At 34.8% G+C, this 22,768-nt stretch carries 24 protein-coding genes; 14 read left to right on the plus strand and 10 right to left on the minus strand.

The genetic code is table 11. The features are described 5' to 3' along the window. From ACIQ2Z_RS06310 to ACIQ2Z_RS06335, 6 genes are all read left to right on the plus strand, one after another. Positions 1–1,600: arylsulfatase (locus ACIQ2Z_RS06310; protein ID WP_396183305.1), on the plus strand; the 1,600-nt coding region annotated here is incomplete at its 5' end. Positions 1,601–1,677: 77 nt separating this feature from the next. Continuing rightward, positions 1,678–2,715 (plus strand): HAD family hydrolase, encoded by a 1,038-nt coding sequence (locus tag ACIQ2Z_RS06315; RefSeq protein ID WP_396183306.1) that lies wholly within the window; start codon positions 1,678–1,680, stop codon positions 2,713–2,715. Positions 2,716–2,773: 58 nt separating this feature from the next. Then, on the plus strand, positions 2,774–3,298 hold the full coding sequence (locus ACIQ2Z_RS06320) for a hypothetical protein (protein WP_396183307.1): 525 nt from the start codon (positions 2,774–2,776) through the stop codon (positions 3,296–3,298). Between the two features lie 2 nt (positions 3,299–3,300). Further along, positions 3,301–4,098, plus strand: coding sequence for a hypothetical protein (locus ACIQ2Z_RS06325; RefSeq protein ID WP_396172467.1), 798 nt, complete (start codon positions 3,301–3,303; stop codon positions 4,096–4,098). A 36-nt stretch (positions 4,099–4,134) separates the two neighbouring features. Next, entirely contained in the window at positions 4,135–4,653 is a 519-nt protein-coding gene (locus tag ACIQ2Z_RS06330; RefSeq protein ID WP_396183308.1) for a hypothetical protein, read from the plus strand. A 99-nt stretch (positions 4,654–4,752) separates the two neighbouring features. Beyond that, positions 4,753–5,763: a DUF481 domain-containing protein gene (locus tag ACIQ2Z_RS06335; protein WP_396183309.1), complete on the plus strand. Its 1,011-nt coding sequence runs from the start codon at positions 4,753–4,755 to the stop codon at positions 5,761–5,763. A gap of 8 nt (positions 5,764–5,771) precedes the next feature. Here ACIQ2Z_RS06335 and ACIQ2Z_RS06340 read toward each other — a convergent pair whose 3' ends face one another. Continuing rightward, positions 5,772–6,266, minus strand: coding sequence for a hypothetical protein (locus tag ACIQ2Z_RS06340; protein ID WP_396183310.1), 495 nt, complete (start codon positions 6,264–6,266; stop codon positions 5,772–5,774). Between the two features lie 200 nt (positions 6,267–6,466). Between ACIQ2Z_RS06340 and der the strand changes: the two genes are divergently transcribed. From der to ACIQ2Z_RS06370, 6 genes are all read left to right on the plus strand, one after another. Further along, a complete protein-coding gene (der, locus tag ACIQ2Z_RS06345) occupies positions 6,467–7,777 on the plus strand; it encodes a ribosome biogenesis GTPase Der (RefSeq protein WP_396183311.1) in 1,311 nt (436 codons plus the stop codon). 89 nt (positions 7,778–7,866) lie between these two features. After that, complete coding sequence (locus tag ACIQ2Z_RS06350; RefSeq protein WP_396183312.1) at positions 7,867–8,301, plus strand: hypothetical protein; 435 nt, start codon at positions 7,867–7,869, stop codon at positions 8,299–8,301. Between the two features lie 149 nt (positions 8,302–8,450). After that, entirely contained in the window at positions 8,451–9,041 is a 591-nt protein-coding gene (locus ACIQ2Z_RS06355) for a DUF4136 domain-containing protein (protein WP_396183313.1), read from the plus strand. A 22-nt stretch (positions 9,042–9,063) separates the two neighbouring features. Then, the gene (locus ACIQ2Z_RS06360; protein ID WP_396183314.1) at positions 9,064–9,792 is read left to right on the plus strand and encodes a DUF2092 domain-containing protein; all 729 of its coding nucleotides are present in this window, start codon (positions 9,064–9,066) and stop codon (positions 9,790–9,792) included. 31 nt (positions 9,793–9,823) lie between these two features. Next, complete coding sequence (locus ACIQ2Z_RS06365) at positions 9,824–10,966, plus strand: DUF6515 family protein (RefSeq protein WP_396183315.1); 1,143 nt, start codon at positions 9,824–9,826, stop codon at positions 10,964–10,966. A 270-nt stretch (positions 10,967–11,236) separates the two neighbouring features. After that, positions 11,237–11,704 (plus strand): hypothetical protein, encoded by a 468-nt coding sequence (locus ACIQ2Z_RS06370; protein WP_396183316.1) that lies wholly within the window; start codon positions 11,237–11,239, stop codon positions 11,702–11,704. A gap of 66 nt (positions 11,705–11,770) precedes the next feature. Here the strand turns inward: ACIQ2Z_RS06370 and ACIQ2Z_RS06375 are convergent, their stop codons facing one another. From ACIQ2Z_RS06375 to ACIQ2Z_RS06390, 4 genes are all read right to left on the minus strand, one after another. Continuing rightward, entirely contained in the window at positions 11,771–12,901 is a 1,131-nt protein-coding gene (locus ACIQ2Z_RS06375) for an AI-2E family transporter (RefSeq protein WP_396183317.1), read from the minus strand. Positions 12,902–12,993: 92 nt separating this feature from the next. Further along, the gene (locus ACIQ2Z_RS06380) at positions 12,994–13,551 is read right to left on the minus strand and encodes a DUF4136 domain-containing protein (protein ID WP_396183318.1); all 558 of its coding nucleotides are present in this window, start codon (positions 13,549–13,551) and stop codon (positions 12,994–12,996) included. A gap of 127 nt (positions 13,552–13,678) precedes the next feature. Then, complete coding sequence (locus tag ACIQ2Z_RS06385; protein ID WP_396183319.1) at positions 13,679–15,007, minus strand: BamA/TamA family outer membrane protein; 1,329 nt, start codon at positions 15,005–15,007, stop codon at positions 13,679–13,681. A gap of 159 nt (positions 15,008–15,166) precedes the next feature. Next, positions 15,167–15,334 carry a hypothetical protein gene (locus ACIQ2Z_RS06390; RefSeq protein WP_396183320.1) on the minus strand — a complete coding sequence of 56 codons (168 nt, stop codon included), beginning with the start codon at positions 15,332–15,334 and terminating at the stop codon, positions 15,167–15,169. Positions 15,335–15,536: 202 nt separating this feature from the next. Here ACIQ2Z_RS06390 and ACIQ2Z_RS06395 point away from each other — a divergent pair, with 202 nt between their 5' ends. Both ACIQ2Z_RS06395 and ACIQ2Z_RS06400 read left to right on the plus strand, forming a co-directional pair. Next, the gene (locus ACIQ2Z_RS06395; RefSeq protein WP_396183321.1) at positions 15,537–16,298 is read left to right on the plus strand and encodes a DUF3575 domain-containing protein; all 762 of its coding nucleotides are present in this window, start codon (positions 15,537–15,539) and stop codon (positions 16,296–16,298) included. 218 nt (positions 16,299–16,516) lie between these two features. After that, a complete protein-coding gene (locus ACIQ2Z_RS06400; RefSeq protein ID WP_396183322.1) occupies positions 16,517–19,300 on the plus strand; it encodes an outer membrane beta-barrel protein in 2,784 nt (927 codons plus the stop codon). Positions 19,301–19,359: 59 nt separating this feature from the next. Here the strand turns inward: ACIQ2Z_RS06400 and ACIQ2Z_RS06405 are convergent, their stop codons facing one another. The 5 genes from ACIQ2Z_RS06405 to ACIQ2Z_RS06425 form a co-directional block, all read right to left on the minus strand. Next, positions 19,360–20,145: a TPM domain-containing protein gene (locus ACIQ2Z_RS06405; RefSeq protein ID WP_396183323.1), complete on the minus strand. Its 786-nt coding sequence runs from the start codon at positions 20,143–20,145 to the stop codon at positions 19,360–19,362. Next, positions 20,146–20,583, minus strand: a complete 438-nt coding sequence (locus ACIQ2Z_RS06410; protein ID WP_396183324.1) for a TPM domain-containing protein — start codon at positions 20,581–20,583, stop codon at positions 20,146–20,148. It abuts the gene before it with no gap. A gap of 3 nt (positions 20,584–20,586) precedes the next feature. Next, positions 20,587–21,171 carry a LemA family protein gene (locus tag ACIQ2Z_RS06415; RefSeq protein WP_396183325.1) on the minus strand — a complete coding sequence of 195 codons (585 nt, stop codon included), beginning with the start codon at positions 21,169–21,171 and terminating at the stop codon, positions 20,587–20,589. A 134-nt stretch (positions 21,172–21,305) separates the two neighbouring features. Beyond that, on the minus strand, positions 21,306–21,638 hold the full coding sequence (locus ACIQ2Z_RS06420) for a MerR family transcriptional regulator (RefSeq protein WP_396183326.1): 333 nt from the start codon (positions 21,636–21,638) through the stop codon (positions 21,306–21,308). Positions 21,639–21,712: 74 nt separating this feature from the next. Beyond that, a complete protein-coding gene (locus ACIQ2Z_RS06425) occupies positions 21,713–22,693 on the minus strand; it encodes a M23 family metallopeptidase (RefSeq protein WP_396183327.1) in 981 nt (326 codons plus the stop codon). Between the last annotated feature and the right edge of the window lie 75 nt (positions 22,694–22,768).

Consider the following 22,768-nt stretch of genomic DNA (forward strand, 5'->3'; position numbering starts at 1 on the left):
TATGAAAAAAACAAATTTTTTAAAAATTTCACTACTAACTTTTTTATCACAGTTTTTAGTAGTTGGACATGCATTTGCACAAGCGCCCAAAGCATCTGACAAGGCAAAAAAACCAAATATTTTGGTTATCTGGGGAGATGATATCGGTACTTGGAATATTAGCCACAACAACCGCGGAATGATGGGATACATGACGCCAAACATTGACAGAGTTGCCAAAGAAGGGGTTGCGTTTACTGATTATTATGCACAGCAAAGTTGTACAGCTGGTCGTGCTGCATTTATCAGTGGGTCTGTGCCTGTTCGTTCAGGAATGACCAAAGTAGGTTTGCCCGGGGCAAAAGAAGGATGGCAAAAAACCGATGTTACCATGGCAACTGTTTTAAAAGGACAAGGGTATGCTACCGGTCAATTTGGTAAAAACCACCAAGGTGATCGAGACGAACACTTGCCAACGATGCATGGTTTTGATGAGTTTCTAGGAAGTTTATATCACCTAAATGCAGAAGAAGAGCCTGAAAACAGAGATTATCCACGAGATATGAAATTGGCTAACGGAAAAACCTTTTTTGAGCAATTTGGGCCCAGAGGAATTTTGAAATGTAAAGCAGACGGAAAAGGTGGACAAACCATAGAAAATTTAGGACCTTTAACTAAAAAAAGAATGGAAACCATCGATGATGAAACTGTTGCAGCTGCAAAAGATTTCATCAGAAGAAAAGTAAAAGCAGGGGAACAATTTTTCTGCTGGTGGAATGGAACTCGAATGCACTTTAGAACACATGTAAAAGATGAACTCACGGGTATTTCGGGTCAAGATGAATACAGTGATGGTATGGTTGAACACGATATGCATGTGGGAGAATTGTTGAAATTGCTAGACGAATTAGGGATTGCCGACAATACTTTTGTCATGTATTCAACGGATAATGGTCCGCATTACAATACATGGCCGGATGCGGGAACAACGCCTTTTAGAAGTGAAAAAAATTCAAACTGGGAAGGTGCTTACCGAGTGCCTACTTTTGTGCGATATCCCGGAAAGATTCCGGCAGGAGTTACTTTAAACGGTATCGTATCCCACGAAGATTGGTTACCCACATTTGCAGCTCTTGCAGGTGAAACCGATGTGAAGGAACGTTTGTTAAAAGGAACAACCATTAACGGTCGGACTTATAAAAATTACATTGATGGATACAATCAGCTAGATTATTTATACGGAAAAGTGAAACAATCGCCTAGAAACGAATTTTGGTATGTGAATGATGATGGTCAAGTAGTTGCTGCACGTTACGGCGATTGGAAAGTAGTGTTTTTAGAAAACAGAGGCGAAGCCTTTGGTGTTTGGAGAGAACCATTTGTAGAATTGCGTGCCCCTCTATTATTCAATTTAAGAAGAGATCCGTTTGAAAAGGCACAACATAACTCTAACACTTACAATGACTGGTTTTTAGATCGCCCTTTTATAATTGTTCCTATTCAAAGTTTAGCTGCCAAGTTTCTAATGACTATGAAAGAGTATCCGCCATCGCAAACAGCAGGATCGTTCAATTTAAGTAAAATTGAAGAAACGCTCAAGAATGCAGGTGGTTCAAAATAATTAAATTACCAAATGTTGTGATTAGTAAAAAGAGAGTTGGGCTGTTTTGTTCAATCCCTTTTTGTAAAAAGAAATTTATGAAAGCAAAATATATATTGTTCCTTATGATTGTGTCAATTTTTGCAAGTTGTACGAATCAAAAAGAAATTAAAAAAACAGAACAAGTAGATGTTAACAAAGTTACTTCAGACCCATTATCTTCCTGGAACGAAGGGAAAAGCAAACAAGCGATTATTGATTTTGTGACCAAAACAACCACCGAGGGAAGCCCTGACTTTGTGCCATTAGAAGATCGAATTGCTTGTTTTGACAATGACGGAACTTTATGGGGAGAACAACCTATGTATTTTCAAATGGCTTTTGCCATTGATCAAGTGAAATTGTTAGCTCCGCAACATCCGGAATGGAAAACAACGCAACCTTTTAAAGCCATTTTAGAAGGAGATATGAAAACGGCTTTATCGGGCGGAGAAAAAGCTTTGCTTCAAATTATGATGGCTTCACATACAGGAATGTCAACAGATGCCTACGAAAAAAGTGTTTCTGATTGGATTGCAATTGCAAAGCACCCTGTAACCAAAAAGAACTATAATGAAATGATTTACCAACCAATGGTTGAATTGTTGGATTATTTAAGAGCTAATGGTTATAAAACTTTTATTGTATCAGGTGGAGGAATTGATTTCATGCGTGTTTGGGCTGAAAAAGCATATGGGATTCCGCCCTATCAAGTAGTGGGAAGTTCTTTGAAATCCAAATATGAAGTGGGAGCCGACGGGAAACCTTTCTTAACCAAATTGCCGGAACTAAATTTCAATGATGATAAAGAAGGAAAACCGGTTGGAATTCATCAACACATTGGAAAGAGACCTGTTTTTACCGGAGGGAATTCGGATGGTGATTATCAAATGTTGCATTACACTACTTCAGGTTCCGGACCACGTTTTGGATTACTTGTTCATCATACCGATGCCGCTAGAGAAGTTGCTTATGATCGTGCTTCTCACATTGGAAAATTGGAAAAAGGATTAGATGATGCAGCTAAAAACAATTGGCTACTGGTAGATATGAAAAACGATTGGAAAATTATTTATCCATCTGAAATTAAGAAGTAAAAAAGTGGTTTGGTATTTCAAAATTTGGACGCTAGTTTTAAAAGGACTACTTTTGTTTATGTTGCCACTTATATTGGTTGTAATTATTCTTGAAAAAGCATTTTTCATTATTCAAAAATTAATTCACCCTATCACAACCCATTTGCCTCAAGAAGGAATTTTTGGTGCTGGAATGCTACCTTTACTAGCAATAGTAATACTTTTTTTTATTACAATTAGTGCAGGGGTTTGGATAGAAAAGAAAAAGGTAAAGACGATTATTCCATTTCTTGAAGATAAATTACTCGTTTTAATACCCGGTTATACCTTACTTAAATCAAGAGTGAATGAAGTATTCGGTGATTTAGATTCAAATTGTAAGTCAGTCCTTGTTGGTGAAAATGACCAATGGAAATTTGGAATAGAAATTGAAAGAAATGAAAATGGATATAGTATGGTTTTCTTTCCCGACCCGCCAGATGCCAAATCGGGTGAGTTGAAAATGATTAAATCAGATTCAATTAAGATACTTGAAGTTTCTATGAGTAGTTTATCTACTGTTATAAAAAAATATGGTTCGGGTTCAACATCTTTAATAAAATAATTATGAAAATTAAAATTACAACTTTAGTTCTTTTTGCTATTTTTTGGTCAACTTCAGTTTTTTCTCAAACGGAAGCAGAAGAACTCGCTAAAAAATTAGCTAACCCAATTTCCAGTTTAATAAGTGTTCCGTTTCAAAATAATACTGATTACGGAATAGGAGAAAATAATGGACTTAGGAATACTTTGAATTTTCAACCGGTAGTTCCCGTGAGTCTAACAAAAGATATCAATCTTATCACTCGAATGGTGTTGCCAATTGTTACGCAATATAATATTACAGGAGCGGGAGAAAAACAAAGCGGACTTGGCGATGCAGTTGTTAGCATGTTTTTTAGTCCAAAAAACACCAAAAATGGGTTTACATGGGGAGCCGGCCCTGCCTTTTTAGTACCCACAGGAACCAATGATTTTTTAACTACAGATAAGTGGGGTGTGGGTCCAACAGTTGTAGCTCTGAAACAAGCAAATGGATGGACAATTGGCGGACTTGTTAATCAAATTTGGAGTGTAGCTGGTAACGATGATAGGTCAGATGTTAATCAAATGTTTGTGCAGCCTTTTGTGATTTATAATTGGAAAAGCGGTGCAGGTGCAGGATTAGTTACGGAATGGACTCAAAATTGGGAAATAGATAAAGCAACTGTTTGGCTTACTCCTACTTTTAGTGGTGTTACAAGTTTTGGTTCACAAAAAGTTCAATTTGTTTTTGGTCCTCGATTTAATTTGTCAGCAGCGTCAAGCCAAGCTAAAGCAGATATGGGCTGGAGAGCCGGTATGGTGTTTTTATTTCCAAAGTAATTTTCTAGATAAGTATCATCGATTTAGTATAAAAAAATGCGAAAGTTTTATTTTTTAGTATTATTTTTTTCTAGTGGTTTGGGTTTTGCACAGGAGGAAAAGACTTTTACAAAGCACCATTGTTTCTCTTTTTTGTTAAGCCACACCTATGTTAGCCAAGGAGTCATCGATGGTGATAGAAAATGGTTAACATTGCCTTCAGTTGCATTGGATTATAATTATTTTTTTATGCCAAAATGGTCAGTTGGACTACATAATGATTTAATTATTGAGAATTTTAAAGTTGAAAAAACAGAAGAGGTTTTTGAACGCACCACTCCAATAGCAAGTGCCTTGACTGCCGGATTTAAACCCGGTGAGCATTTTACCTACCAATTCGGATTAGGAGGTGAATTTGCAAAGGAGGAAGACTTTTTTTTAATTCGATTTGGCGTTGAATATGGTTTAGAATTACCTAAAGATTGGGAGTTAGTCTCTAATTTTGTTTATGATATTAAATGGAACGCATATGATAGTTTTTCAATTGGGATAGGTATTTCAAAATCATTTAAATGATTCAATTGAAAAAGATTCATCTATAATTTATTTTCTTGTATTCATGTAAAATGAGTACTTTTAGTCAATTATTAATTTAAATGGTTTAATTGACAACTCATGAAAATCTTTTGGATTTTATACTTCGGATTCTTCTCAATGGCTATTACTGCTCAAAAGGACACCCTTACTTTTAAGAATAAAGATGTTATTGTAGGTGAGCTAAAGCAGTTGAATAACAATATTTTAACTGTTAAAACATCCTATAGCGACAAAGATTTTTCCATTGAATTTGATAAAGTAGTGTCGCTAGTGCTTGAAAGTAAATATTCTGTTGTGCTTTCCAGTGGATTGAGAATGTATGGTTATGTCAAAACAGAAACTCTGAATAAGGTCGTAATTACTCAAGAAAATAATGTTACCATTGAAGTTTTCTTAAATGAAATTGTTGTTTTACAAAAGATTGATGATGGCTTTTGGAAACACTTCAAAGGTTCCTTTGATTTTGGTTATAATTTAACCCAAACAAACAACAGTGAACAATTTACATTTTCCGGATTACTGAACTATTATAGTGAGCGATGGATAAATCGAGTCACCTACAATCAGTTGTTTACTTCACAAGATGATGTGGAGAATATTGAACGCACCGATTGGTCGATTGATACCAAAAGATATTTGAAACAAAAATGGTTTTTGAACACCAATTTTTCTTTTCTATCCAATACGAGTCAATCGCTTAAAGGCCGTTATGTTCCTAGCATTGCAGCTGGTAATTATTTAGTTCGAAATAATAAGTTGTATTTGTTAGTTGCAACGGGCTTAACTTACAATATCGAAAAGTACGAAGATGCTTCCGCTGACAAAACATCAACAGAAGCGCTGTTAATCACACAATTTAATATGTTTAATTTTAAAGATATTGATTTGTATTTTTCCGCAATAGGTTATCCGAGTTTATCTGAAAAAGGAAGGTTTCGAACGGATACAAACGTCCGATTTAAATATGATTTACCGTTTGATTTTTATTTTAAAACGGAATTGAAGATTAATTTTGACAACCAACCGGCAATAGGTGCTGTCAAAACGGACTATGTGTTTTCAACGGGTTTTGGATGGGAGCTAAAATAACAATGCCTCTATTCCAGAATCCGTTCCATTAAAACTTCCAATTCTCGTGCTTGTTTCAATCCTCTTTTGCGATTTAAACGAGCAATAAAATACAATAAAAACCAACTGTTTACCATCGCAAACATCACCAACAAATCAAAAGTGAAGGGTTGATTCAGCGACCACTTAGAGTAGGCAATCATTGCGAAAATCACAAAAAGACCCGCTACCACAAAATGCAGAAACATAAAAAGTGTCCACAAAACGGGGTCGGGGCCATACAACCCCCTAACGAAAGTGTTACCATCTTCCATCTTTTCAAATTCTAAATGTAAGTGAGGCGAATATTTTTCGCGATGCAGCATTCCGATATGCAACCAAATATGATGTCCCGAAATTTTGATTCTATAATCGGGTTCAACTGTTTCTTTGAGTTGCTCGCAACTTTTAATAATGGCATCAAAGGATTTGGCAATCACCTTATCAAATCGGTACCGTAAGGATAACTGGTTGTCTAATTCCATGGTAGTTAGTCAGTAGTAATTCAAATACTAAGTTACAATAATAACTTTAAAAACGAATAAGGATTTAATTTATTATTCTCTTAATGAAACAATAATTCCCGGTATAAACCCATTTTGCGAGTTTACCTTTTTGATTTAAATTATTCAGTTCATACTTCAAACAAAAAACCTACCTTTGCAAACTATTAGAAATTAGAAGTATGAGTACTATTGTAGCCATTGTAGGAAGACCAAATGTAGGGAAATCAACCCTTTTCAACCGTTTGATAAAGCGTAGAGAAGCCATTGTTGATTCTGTGAGTGGCGTTACCCGAGATCGAAATTATGGCAAAAGCGAATGGAATGGAAAAGATTTTTCTGTAATTGATACCGGCGGATACATCAAAGGATCGGATGATATTTTTGAAGCGGAAATCCGCAAACAGGTAGAATTAGCTATTGATGAAGCAGATGTGATTATGTTTGTGGTTGATGTAGAAGAGGGAATCACACCAATGGATGATGAGGTGGCAAAATTGCTCCGTAAAATAACCAAGCCTGTAATTGTTGTAGTCAACAAAGTAGATAATGCCATGCGTGAAAAAGACGCGTATGAATTTTATAACCTGGGATTAGGAAATTACATTACCATTTCCAGTACTTCCGGAAGCGGAACAGGGGAATTATTAGATGAGTTAATCAATGTTTTTCCAAATAAACCGGAGCCAACTCAAGAGGAATTGGAGTTGCCCCGTTTTGCAGTGGTGGGTCGTCCCAATGCCGGAAAATCCAGTTTTATCAATGCCTTGATAGGTGTTGACAGGTATATTGTAACGGATATTGCCGGAACAACCCGCGATTCGATTGATACCAAATACGACCGTTTTGGTTTTGAATTTAATTTGGTAGATACTGCCGGTATCCGACGAAAAGCCAAAGTGAAAGAAGATTTAGAATTTTATTCTGTGATGCGATCTGTTCGGGCTATTGAGCACAGTGATGTGTGTATTTTAATGGTGGATGCAACCCGAGGTTTTGAAGGTCAAGACCAAAGTATTTTTTGGTTAGCAGCTAAAAACAGAAAAGGAATTATCATTTTAGTGAATAAGTGGGATTTGGTGGAAAAAGACACGATGTCTACCCGAGATTATGAAGCTAAAATCAGAAAAGAATTAGAACCGTTTAACGATATCATCATCTTATTTGTTTCTGCCTTGACCAAACAACGTTTGTTGAAAGCACTGGAAGAAACCGTTAAAGTATACGAAAACAGAAAGCAACGGATTCCAACGTCAAAGTTCAACGATTTTATGTTGAAATTGATAGAAGCCTATCCGCCACCCGCCTTAAAAGGTAAATATGTGAAGATTAAATATTGTATGCAGTTGCCAACACCAACGCCTCAGTTTGTGTTTTTTGCAAACTTACCACAATATGTAAAAGAAGCTTATAAACGCTTTTTGGAAAACAAAATCCGAGAAAACTGGGATTTTTCAGGAGTACCAATCGATATTTATATCAGAGAGAAATAGAAATTTCTTTCAACTTATATTTTTCAAGTAGTATAATTTTTTAAAAATCAATGCGTTTTATTACTACTATTTTATTTAATATTTAATTTATGAGAAAATTATTTATTGCAGGTATTTTTTTACTATCAGGATTATATCAGACTACAGCTCAGGAAGTTGGTATTCGTTTTGGCGAAATGACCGGTAATAATGTGGCTGTAGATGGTGTTTTTAGTTTAGGTGAATTCAGTAGAATTCATGCCGATGTTTCTTTTGGAGACGGATTGGGTGTTGATGCTCTTTGGGATTTTATTTATAAACCAATTGATGACGACTTTAATTGGTATGTTGGTTTCGGTCCATCCATTCTTTTTGACAATCCTTTTTTTCTGGGAGTAAGTGGTGAGATTGGAATAGAATATTATTTCGATACTTTACCAATTGCTATCGGATTGGATTATCGACCAACCTTTTGGATAGTTGAAGAAACAGATTTTGATGCCGGAGGTTTTGGTTTAAATATTCGTTACGTTTTTGATAAATAGCTAAAACAGCTTTTCTAAAAAGGGTTTATTAATTTGATTAATAAACTATTTTTTTTAAAATAATTTATTGATTAAATAATAATTTTTATTATCTTCGATTTATATTAAATGATAGTTTTGTTAGCTCATCTAACCAAAAATAAATTTAAATGTTTAGAAGTTTAATTAGAATTGGAATCATTAGCCTGTTGTTTTTTTTAACGGTGCGTTGTGGTTCCGCTATTTTAGTGACCAATGATTATGACAAAGGAGTTGATTTTAAAAAATACAAAACCTTTAGTTTTTATCATTTAAAAACTACGGGTGAAGTAAGTCAGGTAAATGCAGACAGATTAGTGAACGCTATTGTATTGGAAATGAAAGGAAAAGGGTTTGTGGAATCAAGCGACAATCCGGATTTATTAATCAATGCAGTTACTGTTTTAACTGAAAAAGAAGCGGTTTCGGTTTCTTCAGAATATTATGGGTATGGGGGTTACTATCGTCCGTATGCTTACGGATACGGCTATGCATACAGCACGGGTTATCCTGTTGAAAATACGGCTGCTGTAAATACTTATAACTACAGAGATGGAACAATAATGATTGACATTTTAGAGGCAAAATCAGAAAAATTAATTTGGGAGGGAACCGGCACTGCTGAAATAAACACTAAGCCGAGCGACCCTGCCAAAGTTATAGTGTATGCTGTTTCAAAAATTATGGAAAGTTTCCCGCCCGAATCAAAAAAAAGTAAGTAAGAATATTTTAAAAATTTCATTTATGAGAAATTTAGTTTTTGGCCTAGTTGCCTGTTTGATCTCCTTAAGCGGCAATGCTCAAGTGAAAAACCCCGACGTGATTGCTGTGGGAATCTTAGACCGAATAAGTGATGTGGTGGGCGAACTGTCATCGGTAGGGTTTACCCTTAAAACCAGAGTTGACGAGCAAAACCAAGATTTAGGTTTAGTGACAAATTTCGCAACCAATCAGGTGTATTTCAACGGTCCCAGTCAGATGCTGATTCGGACAGATGGTACAAAAGGTAAGCAAGGGTATTGGTACAATGGGCAGCAATTGGCTTATTATTCCTTTAATGAAAATAATTATGTGATTATTGAAACGCCAGAAACTACGATTGAAATGATTGCTGAAGTTAATGATAGGTATGGAGTAGATTTTCCTGCCGCCGACTTTTTTAATCCAACCTTTACAGATGATATACTGCAAAACTTTGATGAGGTGAGTTTTGCAGGACTCCAAAAAATTGAAGGAAAAGATTGCTTTTACATTATTGTCAGACGCAAAGACATGTCGGTTCAACTTTGGTTGGCAAACGATGCCTATATGTTACCTGTAAAAATGATCATTATGTACCTGTCTTCCAGTGAACCGAAGCAGTATGAGGCATCCTTTTCAGATTGGGAGATTAATCCTTTTCTACCAGATGTGATGTTTAATTTTCAACCGCCACCAATGGCAAGGGAAATCTTAATAAAACCAATAAAATAATTAGTAACGTTTAATTATAAGAAAGATAATTATGAAAACTCACAAAGATACTTTTCTAGCACCAGTATATTTAATGATTTTTGCTTTATTTATGTTTGATGCAGGAGTCTCAAATGCTCAGCGAATGGGCGGTGGTAGTGGAAGAGGCGGCGGAGCGGCATCAATGTCCAAGCCTGCAACTTCAGCAAGACCATCAACGCCTTCATCACGTCCATCTGCTTCGTATGGTGGTGGTTCGGCATCGACCAGACAAACGCCTTCTTATGGAGGAAATACAACCTCAACACGGCCGTCAATCAATGGAGGTAGTCAAAAATCACCCGATAGATCTAATAGACCTACAACTGTAAATTCAGGAACTAATCAAGCGAACAGAACCGCAACAAAAACAACCGATAACTCAAGAGAAAGTGGAAGAAATAAAGGTGTTGCAAATGATAAATTATCTGGTAGCAAAACAAGTTCTGGTTCTAGAGAAAATGTTGACCGTGGCGGAAGGAATGATGGGAATCGTGGCGACGGGAACAGAGGTGATGGAAATCGTGGGAATGGTAACTTCAATAATAATAATATCAATGTAAATAATCGTGGGAATACTAATATAAATATTGAAAAAAATTATTACGGGCGACCCAATACCATGCCTTATTATCGTCCACCATATGTCTATGGAGGCTTTCACTACAATTGTTATAATCCGTATTTTTATCACCCTTATACACCTTTTTATTATGGTCCGGCCTATCATCCGTGGGGATTTTTTTTAGCAACCATTACTGTAACTGCAATCGTTGTCAATGCCAATAATCAACAGTATTACTATGACAATGGAATTTACTACATACAAACGTCTGGAGGTTATACTGTAGTAGAAGCACCTGCAGGTGTTACTGTCAAACAATTACCTTCCGAAGCTCAAACAGTTGTAGTAAATGAAACCACTAATAACTATTATTACGGCGGTACTTATTATGAGCAAAAAAATGGCGAATATGTAGTGGTACCTCCAACAGCTGGTACTGTTGTTGAACATCTGCCTGAAGGTGGAGAAGAAGTTAAAATTGGAGATGTTACTTACGTAAAATTCGGAGCAACCTATTACCAACCTATTCAAAAAAATGGCAAAAGCATGTATGAAGTGGTGAATGTTGAAGAAGCACCGGAAGGAAAATAAAAATATGAAAAGCATACGCCGTTAAAGCTACTATAATTGCATTAATGTGTGCTTTCGCTGTTTAACATGTTTCATTATATTCAGTCAACAAAATAAAAATATATACTTAAAAATAAAACTTTTTAATTAGGTACAGAATGCTGATTATTTTTTAATTTCGATACAATTACTAAGGCGTTCTTTTAGTTTCAGATTTCAAAAGGACTTTTTTAATAGGTAAATTAACTTAATTTTAATTCAAAACTTTAACAATTTTAAATATACCAACTTATGAAAAATTTTTTAATGATTGCACTTTTTGCAATTGGAACAATATCTTCCAATGCACAACAGACCAAAGATGAAATTGCTATTTTGCAAAGTGCTTATGGCATGCAAAAAAGAGATTTAGTTGCTAAGTTTATGGATGTAAATGAAGCTCAATCGGCTACATTCTGGAATTTGTATGAGGAATATGAAGTTGAACGTAAAGCAATTGGAACTAAAAGAGCCAATAATATCATTGAATATGCTAAAAATTATGAAACCATTACCGATGAGAATGTTCAAAACATGGTAAAATCCTCAATGGAAGTAAACAAAGAGTTCAATGCTCTTTGGGAGAAAACTTATAAAAAAATGGCCAAGTCTTTATCGCCTAAAACCGCTGCCAAATTTTATCAATTGGAATTATACTTGGAAACAATGGTTCGCAGCGAACTTTCAGAAAGTATTCCAATGATTGATGAATTGAAATAATAAATTATATCAATATGAAGAAGCTAACGGTTAAATTAATCGTTAGCTTTTTTTATCCTTAAAATTTTATAAAGCGTTATTTTCTTCAGAAATCCACTCACTCGGTGTTATGTCTTCTTCAGTTATGATGGGTTTATTATTTACCCAACTTACAATCAAATTATAAGAAACGGAGAATATAATAGCTCCTGTAAAAAGCCCAATAAATCCATTGGCTATGAATCCTCCGATAGTACCCATAAAAACAACTAACATTGGAGCAGGAGCACCTTTACCCATCATAATGGGTTTTAAAAAGTTATCAATAAGCCCCAAAAACACCATCCATATTGTTAATAACACAGCCGTTGTAGTATCTCCAACTCCCCAAATGTAAATAATAACCCCTATAGAAACCGGAAAAATACCAATTTGAACAATAGCCAATAATAAACAAATGAGGGTCCAAATCCCTGCAAATGGCACACCAGCAATAACTAACCCAATACCAACTAGTATACATTGAATGAAAGCAACTCCTAAAATTCCTTTAGCTACATTTCTAACAGTTATGGCAACTGCAGTAGTTATGCTTTCACCATGTTCTTCAGAAAGTTTGGTTAATAATGATTTTGAGAAATTACCTGCCGAGTTTGCATAAATCAAGAAAACACCACTCACAATGATTGATCCTAAAAGCATCAAAATTCCTTTTCCGGCACTGGATAATAAACCAAGTAACTGTATTAGAACCGGTTGAATTTGGTCACGGTGTTTGTCAACAAATACATTTATGTCTTCTGAGGCTTCTGTCCAAGCGGTAAAGACTTTATCTCCAAAGATAGGCCATTCTTTGATGTTTTCTTGGGGAGGTGGAATAGTTAATTTTCCGTCATGAAAAGTGTCTTTTAATTCACTAAACTCATCAACAGTTGCAAAGAGGAGCCCACCGGCAGGAACAATAATGATTAAAAGCATTGTTAATGTTATCACTATTGATGGTACTATTTTTTTACCTTTAAATATATTTGTCAATCGAATGTATAATGGATAAAGAGTAATAGACAAAACTCCACCCCAAATAAAAATATTTAAAAAGGGATTAATAATGTTGTAACAAGAATATAGAATGAACCCTAAGGCTAGTAATTGCAATGAGTAATGAATAACTTTGTTTTTGGAATTATCTGTTTTGTTGTTTTGGACTTTTTTACTCATATGTTTTTGGTTTTAATAAGCAATAAAAAAACCAAAAAATCAATCCTTGTTTATTGATTCTTTGGTTTTATAGACATGAATATTATTAGTTATTATTTTGCTTTTGGAGGATAATTAGCCATAATTTGATTCACACCATAATTGATATTTTCTTCTCTTTTTTGAGCACTTGCATTTTCATCAATGGTTTTTACACCGGTGCCTTGCCACACTAGTTTGTTGGTGTTTTTGTCGATCATGGCAATCATTAATGTGCCTTCAGTATAAGTATCATAATTTACTTGTGTAGTGGTAAACCCGCTTCCGTAGCCATAACCTCTGTATCCATAATAGCCGCCATAACCGCCATAACCACCATAACCTGTTGTTGTTGCCGTTGCGGTTTGGTATTGCTGTCCTTTAACATGTATGTCAATAATAACATCCGGATTTGCGGATTCAGTAAAACCTTTTGAGGTTAATTCACTTTTGACTGCTCTAAATATTCGGTCTTTATTCAATTGATCCATCTGAAGTTCCATGGTTTGCTGACTGAAAGCAAAGGTTTTGAATTTAGTATAATCTACTTCCTTATCATAATCATAACTTGTTTTGATGGAAGAACAAGCTGTTAAAATAAATAGTACTGAAAATAAAGCTATTTTTTTCATAATTAAAAGATTTTAGTGTTTTTAAATTGATTGAATAAATCTATAGAATGTTTTACAAATTTACGAAACATTTCATTTCAAATTTTTAAATACTAGTTTAATAGTTGTGAATTCTTAAAAAATTATATTAGAAAGTTTCCCCTACGACCAAATAAAAACCTTTTGAACCGTTTTGCCCAACTGCAAAGTCCATTCCAAAATTTAATCGGCCTGCACGTTCTAAAAGCAATCGTAAACCGGCACCACCTGCGGGTCTGATTCCTTCGAATAATGGTAATTTTTCAATGTATTCGGTTCCGATTGTTATTTCATCTCTTGATGTTGTGGTAGCACTTCCAAACACTACACCGCTGAATAATCCACTTTTTGAAATAGGGAAACGATATTCCGCTTCTGCGGTAATCCACGAGTTGCCTCTGAATCTTCCACCAACATAACCTCGGCCAATTCTGTTTCGCATGTCATTTCCACTCGAAGGAAGATGTAAGTAAGGTGTGTCACCGGCTACTGTAAATTGTCCAATTCCCCATAAAGCTAACAAATGTCTTGGGTTTATTTTAGATAATGGTTTGAATAGTCTGGTTTCGATAGATACCATTTGGTAATCTGTTTCGTTACCAAAAAATTTGGGGTTAAACCGATAAGAAGCGTGAATAAAATTTCCTTCATAGGCGTTCACGGTATGATCACGGTCATCAATTAAAAAATCAGCACTGATTCCTGAGGAAAAATAGCTGTTGGGATCAAATCCGTATAGTAAACTATACGCATAATGGCTAGTGATAACTGGTTCAGGAGCATCTAAATCCAAGTTTAAATCGTTGATTTTGTAATGATAATCCAAATGATAGCCGCCTCCAGCATAAATTCTTTTGGTGATGGCTTTCAGTGCAGTCAAATGTACTCGGACTTGATTGGATTCAATGGGTTGGGCTCCACTAACTCCTGTAGTTTCCACTCCGCCAATTAACCAGCTTTCTTGGATAGGCTGACTGTAGTCACTTCCTAGACCATAGGTGTTTTCTGAAAAAATACTGTATTTTAAATCGACCAACATCTCCCAGGAATTATTGGGCATCATGACAGTTCCTTTTATTGAGCTGATGAATTGATTGTTGGTGGTGTACTGCACCGAAACATTAGCACTAGAAATATTTGTTGTCTTTGGATTACCCAAATAAATTGAACCCGTGCCGCCAAGCCCATAAAAGAATCCCAGCGTTGGATTGGAACCTACAATGGGAACAGCAAACCACATCAATTTATCCTCTTTTGGTAAACCGGTATCATTTTTTGACATTTCTTTGCCTTTGATTACCATTTTCAGATCTAAAGGATATATATTCTGAAGTGGATGAGACAAACTGTCCTTTTGGGCATGAAGACCAGAAGGAAATAAGTTAGCAAGCAAATAGACTAAGAAAGTTAATCTAAAAGGGAATTGAAAAAGGTTCATTTGACTTTGATTTTCAAAATTAATAGATTAATTATGCGTTAATTTATGGATGTGCTTGATCTAAAATCACAACAATAACAGATATGGCAAATCCAAATACGGTAAACACTCCTGCCAATTTTCCACCATGTTCATAAGATTCGGGCATCATCGCGTTTGTCAATATTCGCAAGTCAATTCATAAGCAACTTCCGCAATTAATGCACAAACTCCAAACTCAATTATGATCCCCAACGTTTTTCTACTTAACGAAAACCATGAGTTAATTAATCCACCAATAACTAGAGAGGAGTTAGCAATTAATCCAATCAAAAAGGAATGAAACATACCTATAAATTTTTTTTTTGAAGTGCTAAAATTAATTAATTATTACTACAAATTGTTAAAAATATAGGTTTTTTATGAATATATTTTGTGCAGGTTTTTTTAACTACTATTATTTTAAAAAAAATAGTAAGATTTAATTATTGGTTTTTAACCTAGTTTAGTATCTTTGAATAACTTATTTATTTACAAAATTTTTATAAAAATGAAAAGCACATTATTTGCTCTTACATTGTTATTCATTGGTTTGTTTTCAGTTACTGCACAAGAGCAAGTTTCAGAAGAAAAGGACAGTACAAAGCACGTTCGAAAAAATATCATCCGTTTTAATTTAACTAGTCCACTTATTATTTCTAAGGATTATTTGGTCATTGGGTATGAACGAGTAATCAAAGAAAACCAATCTTTTTCAATCAATGTTGGTCAATTTGCCTTAGACGGTTTTAGCGGTCGAATTTCTGAATCGTTAGAATTGTTAAAAAACAATGATGATAAAGGATTTAATACTTCTATTGATTATCGTTTTTATTTAGGCCAAGTAAATAAATACAGTGCCCCGCGAGGAGTTTATATAGGGCCTTATTATTCGTATAATCATTTTGAAAGAGGTAATGTTTGGAATTTTGAAGGCGAAACATATCAGGGGCAAGTAAATACAGACTTGACATTGAACTTTCATACGATTGGATTTCAATTAGGCTATCAGTTTATTTTTTGGGATAGAGTTGCCTTGGATTTAGTGCTTATTGGTCCAGGAATCGCAAACTATTCTGCAAAAATAGGGTTAGACACCTCTATGTCTCCGGAAGATGAAGCGTTATTTTTCGAAGAATTAAATGCTCTTTTAGCTGATAAAATTCCTGGATATGATCAAGTAATAGAACCAGGAGAATTTGGTAGAACCGGATCTTTTAATACTACAACGGTTGGATTTAGATACATGATTCATTTGGGTTACCGTTTTTAGTAGTTTGTCGATAACTTCAAACTATTTTCCAAATTATCACTATTGAATGTAGTCTGCAGATTTAAACAATAGTGATAATTTAGTAGGTACTATTTTCCAATTACTTTAGATTTGGAATGTGTTAAATATGTTAAATATTTTGTAAGAAATTTTAGCATACGATACTAAATTAGTTAATTCGCTGTTATGTAATTTCTAACAGCTAATTTCCGATATTTATGTCTAAAGTTGTTTTGTGGATTTTGATTTCTTTGTGTTCTATCATTGCCTCGAGTCAAAATATTATTTCAGTAAACGGAAAGATTATTGACGAACGAACAAAATTGCCGCTCGAATCTGCAACAGTTTATCTGACCTCTAAAAAAGATTCTACAGTGATTGATTATACCATTTCTAATAAAAATGGTTCTTTTGAGATTAAAACTCGAAAAATCAACCAACCTGTTTTTCTAAAAGTTTCCTTTTTAGGCTATCAAAATTATGAACAAGAGTTTGCAGATTTATCCACTACTAAAGAAATAGGACTTATATCATTAAAAGAAGCGGATAACAATCTGGATGAGGTTGTTCTAAAATCGGAAGCTCCTCCCATCCGAATTAAAAACGACACCTTAGAATTTGATGCGGCTTCTTTCAAAGTGGGGGCTGATGCAAATGTGGAAAAACTGCTACGACAATTACCCGGAGTCGAAATTTCACCTGAAGGAAAAATTACTGTTAATGGTAAAGAAGTGAACCAAATTTTGGTCAACGGGAAACCGTTTTTTGGTAAAGACGGTAAAATTGCCACTCAAAATCTTCCCGCTGAAATCATCGAAAAAATTCAGGTGGTCGATACCAAAACCAAAGAAGAAGAGATTTCCGGTGAATCAGCTTCGGCTGAAGAGAAAACCATTAATCTCACCATTCAAGAAGATAAAAATAAGGGCTTTTTTGGCAAAGTTATGGGTGGTTATGGTTCAGATGATCGCTACGAATCGAGTTTGCTCTTGAATTGGTTCAAAGGCGAACAGAAAATCAGTGTCATCGCCTCTGCCAATAATATTAACTCTGTTGGATTCTCTATGAATGAAATTTTTGACAACATGGGAGGCGGACGAAATTCATCCGTTTTTTATAGTGACGATGGCTCGTTTGGCATTAACGGAATGAGTTTTGGTGGAAGTAACGGTATCACAACTTCCAACTTAATCGGTTTAAATTATGTAGATAAGTGGTTGAAAAAAATCGACATGAGTAGTAATTACTTTTTTTCTAATGCAGAAACGGAAAATGTCAATCGTACCTCTCGAACCAATTTATTGCCTACCGGCTCTACTTTCACCGAATCGAATGGTGAATCTAATAGAATAAGAAATGCTCACAATATTAGCTTTGATTTTGAAGTGAAATTAGACACTACAGCCACTGTTTATTTGAGTCCGAAGTTTTCAAAAAACTTAAATAAGGATTGGAATAGAAGTCGTCAGGAAACAATCGATGAAACAAATGATTTGTTGAATGAAAGTTTGTCTGATACCTATACTGAAACAGATGACATAGGGTTTGAAAACAATATTTATTTTTACAAACAATTCAAAAAGAAAAATCGGGGTATGACCATTTCGGTTGATAATGAACACAAAAAATCAAGTGCTTTTTCAAACATCAATTCGGCAACTATTTTTTATCAATCGGCTGAGCCAAATGACATTCGAAATCAAAATCAATTTATAGATACGAAATTTAATAAAATGCGAACGGAAGTCCGTTTTGGCGAACCGCTTACGGACTCTTTGAAATTAAGTGCCACCACCGAAATAGATTATTACAGTTCGGGAGATGCCAGAAAAACATTTGATTTTGATGCAGCTTCGCAAGCCTATGATATTTTTAATGATTTGCAATCCAATACCATTAATTCAAGTGTATTTAAAATTAATCCTACGCTGGGATTGAATCTTCAAAAAAAGAACATTAGAGCTCGAATTAACGCTGGACCTGAGTTTGTAACGTTTAAAAATGAATCTGATTATTTAGGAGTAATTACGCCACTAGACAAAGACTATATTTTTCCAAAAATTGAAGGAAGCTTTAATTATACCATCAATAAAAGTAAATCTGTTTATGCCAATTACAATTATCAAGTAGAGTTGCCCTTAGCGAATCAAATTCTGCCAGTAGTAGATTTGTCAAATCCTTTGAATACCATTGTTGGAAATTCAGAATTAGATCCGACGAAGCAGCATAGTGTATATTTGAATTATAACAATTATGACTGGCAGTCAAGGAGCGGTTTCTTTTTTTATGGAGGTATGAGTGTTTACAAGGATCAAATTGTGGTTTCAACAGTTTTTGACGACGATTTTAAAGCAAATACAACTTACGAAAATGTGGATAAAGGGTTGAACTCCTATGCAGGAGTTACCTGGAGCAAATCGTTTAAAAAGGAAAAACGAACGTTGCGATTTAGTGCAGGTTTTGATTCCGGGACGAATTTCAGCCAAGGTTTAACCAATGCTGAATTGTTTGAAGCCAGAGGCTGGCGAATTGAACCAAAGGTAAGTCTGAATTGGAGTATAGAAGAATTGGTTACTTTTGCACCTTCGTATCGATATTCTTATAATTCAACCGATTATACCAATTATCAAATTGACAACGCAAACAATTTTGTGCATACATTTAAAATAGAGACGACCAATTACTGGCCTAAGAATTTTGTATTCGGAAATGATTTTGGCTATACGTATAATTCCAATATTGCCGACGGTTTTCAAAAGGATTTCTATTTATGGAATATGAGTTTAGGGTATAATTTCTACAAAGATCGTTTGTTGGCGAAAGTAAAAGTATACGATGTTTTAAATCAAAATGTCGGCGTTCGAAGAACCATTACACCAACAGCAATTACCGATACTGAAAACATCGTTTTACAACAGTATGTGATGTTCTCATTGACTTACAAATTGGATAAATTTGGAGGTAAAAAAGAAGGCGAAGAAGGGATTTTTATTATAGATTAAATGAAAAATGCGTTTGGGTTTAATCTAAACGCATTTTTTATAAAATTTTAATGGTTAATTTACCAACTTCCACCGGCACCGCCACCACTAAAGCCACCACCTCCAAAACCTCCACCAAAACCACCTCCAAAACCTCCACCCGAAGAGGAACCACCGCCAAAACTACCACGGCCTAAGCTACTCAAGATGATAATATCGGTTAAGCTAGGTCCGGAAAATTTTCCTGTTCCACCGTTGGGATTGTTTTTAGAACCTTTAGAGATAATAATGATCAATATCATCACAAAAAAAAGGACTAAAATTATTGGTAAACCACTGCCTTTATTTCCTTTTCGTTCACCTTTGTATTTCCCTTTTAAAACATCAAAAATGGCATCAGCACCTTTGTCTAAGCCTTGGTAATAACTTCCGGCTTTAAACTCAGGTAGAATAACATTTCGTACTAATTCACCTGTAACTCCTGCGGTCAATCTGTCTTCTACGCCATAACCGGGTGAAATGTGAATCTTTCGGTCATCTCTGGCCAATAAAATTACTACACCATTGTCTTGTTCCTTGCTTCCGCCAATTCCCCATTCTTGTCCCCAACGAGGGGTTAATAAACCAATGTTTTCACCTTTTAAATTCTCAATGGTGATAACAACAATTTGAGTACTGGTACTGTCAGAATAGCGAATAAGTTTTTCTTCTAAAGCTCTTTCTTCTTCAGGTTGTAAAACATCAGCATAGTCGTATAGACTGGTTTGCTTAACGGGAACTTTTGGAATAGTAAACTGGGCTATCGATGTCTGATTAGACAGAAATGTAATAATAAAAAAGCAATAAATTTTTGAAGTAAATTTCATTTATCTTTTGGATATTTCATTAGAAAGCTCGTTTGTGTCATCCGGTTCATAAGGAAAGAACTCTTTTAATCGTTCTCCGGCTCTCTTAATTCCGGCCACTAAACCTTCTTTGTATTTTTTGTTTTTGAAGTTTTCTATAACAATGTCTTTAGTACAATCCCAAAAATCATCTTCTACCACATCATCAATGCCAATATCTCCAATGATAGCAAACTTTTTATCTGCAACACCTACGTAAAACAGCACACCGTTTCTGGATTCTGTTTTGAACATTTCAAGAAAATTGAACACCTCCTGAGCTCTCGCTATTGGAGGTGTTTCTGAATGACTCTCGATGTGTACCCGAATTTCTCCGGAAGTATTTTTTTCTGCAAAAGCGATAGCCTGAACAATTTCTTGTTCTTCTGCAGTGGTAAGAAAATCTTCTGTTATAGACATGGATTAGAATTTTACTTCAGGAGCTTTATCAGAACCCGGCTCTGCATCGAAATATGGTTTTTCTTTATATTTCCCTAAAAATAAATTGTTAGGAAATTTTAAAACGTGATTGTTATAAAATTCAACCGATTCATTAAAACGCACTCTGGCTGTTTGAATTGTATTTTCAGTACTTGCCAATTCATCTTGTAATTTTAAGAAATTTTGATTGGCTTTCAGTTCAGGATACGCTTCAACAGTAACTAACAGTCTTGACAAAGCAGAAGAAACGCCGCTTTGAGCTTTGTTAAATTCGGCTAATTGCTCTGAAGTTACATTAGTAGGGTCAATAGTAGTTTGAGTAGCTCTAGCTCTTGCAGAAATAACTGCTTCAAGAGTACTTTTTTCAAAATCGGCAGCTCCTTTTACCGTGTTTACTAAATTGCCAATCAAATCACTTCTTCTTTGGTAAGAGGTTTGAACATCTCCCCAAGATTTATTGACCGCTTGGCTTTTAGTGATTGCTGTATTTTGAATTCCAACAACATAGAATCCAATGATGAATATTAATCCAATAATAATTCCGACAGGTAATAACCATTTTCTCATAGTTTTTGCTTTTTAAAGGTTCAAAGGTTTTGTTTTACTGAGTTTCTGTGTAAGAGAGTTGTTTTTAATTTATTTATGTTAGTCTATAAAATGAATATTGCGTTACATTGATTTTTATTTTTGCTTATTGCTATTTACATTTCTCCTTTAATTTGTTGTAATTGTTCTTTAATTCCTTCTAATTTTGAGATTATTTCATACTTATCCAAGGTTTTCTTTTGACCTTCTTTTAAGTGGGTTTTCGCTCCTTCCAAGGTAAATCCACGTTCTTTCACTAAATGATAAATCAATTGTAAATTCTTTACATCTTCTTGGGTAAACATGCGATTGCCTTTGGCATTTTTCTTTGGTTTTAAAATGTCAAACTCTTTGTCCCAAAAACGGATGAGCGAAGCATTCACGCCAAATGCATCGGCTAATTCACCTATGCTGAAATATAATTTATCTTTTGAAAGCTCTATATGCATGTATATTATTTCTTTAAATTTCAATAATCAAACTCCCAACTCCCATCTCCCAACTCCCATCTCCCATCTCCCAACTAATCCAAAGCCTGATTTTCCTGATTAGCAATTTTTGAAATCGCTATATACTCTTCGGCAGAAATACTACCGTAATAAAAATTAATCGGATTGATTGGTTCCCCGTCTTTGTGCACTTCATAATGTAAATGGGGAGCTTCGCTTCGGCCGGTACTACCTACATAGCCTATAATATCACCTCGTTTTACTTTTTGACCGGCTCTCACTTTATATTTACTTAAATGGGCATAGTAAGTGTCATAACCAAATCCATGTTTAATAACTATTAAGTTTCCAAATCCGGACATTGAGTTATCAGCTTTCTCTACAACTCCATCGCCGGTAGCAAAAACAGGTGTGCCTGTTTTGGCGGTGAAATCCATTCCATAATGCATTTTTCTGATTTTGGTAAAAGGGTCATTTCTAGTTCCAAATCCTGAGGCCATTCGGTTTAAATCTTCATTTTTAACAGGTTGAATTGCAGGAATAGCAGCTAACAGTTTTTCTTTTCCTTTTGCTAATGATAAAATTTCATCTAATGATTTGGATTGAATGGCTAATTGTTTGGAAATGATATCTACCCTTTTAGTGGTGTTTATAACCAATTCAGAATTATCAAATCCTTCTAATTCTTTATAGCGATTAACCCCACCAAAACCTGCTTTTCGTTGCTCGGTTGGAATAGGAGAAGAGTTAAAATAAACGCGATATAAATTGTTATCACGGTCTTCTAAACTTACTAAAACTTCATCCAATTGATCCATTTTTTTGTTTAAAAGGGAATACTGAAGTTTTAAATTCTCAATTTCCCGAGCCTGTAAACGATCTTTTGGTGTTTCAAAATAAGGTGTGTTCAATAAAATCACAAAACATAAAAATCCAAATAAAGCTGAAGAAACCAGAAACAACGCCACATAACCAAACTTCCGACCTTTTTTAGGACTGATTTTTTTATAAGCTAAACTTTCGGTATCGTAATAATACTTTACTTTCTTCGACATTTCTTAAATTATACTATTTTTGTGCTTTCAAAAGAATAATATGAACAAATTTATGAAATGTTTTATTCTAAAACT

Source organism: Flavobacterium sp. (assembly GCF_044361015.1).
In the GTDB taxonomy this organism is placed as follows: Bacteria; Bacteroidota; Bacteroidia; order Flavobacteriales; family Flavobacteriaceae; genus Flavobacterium.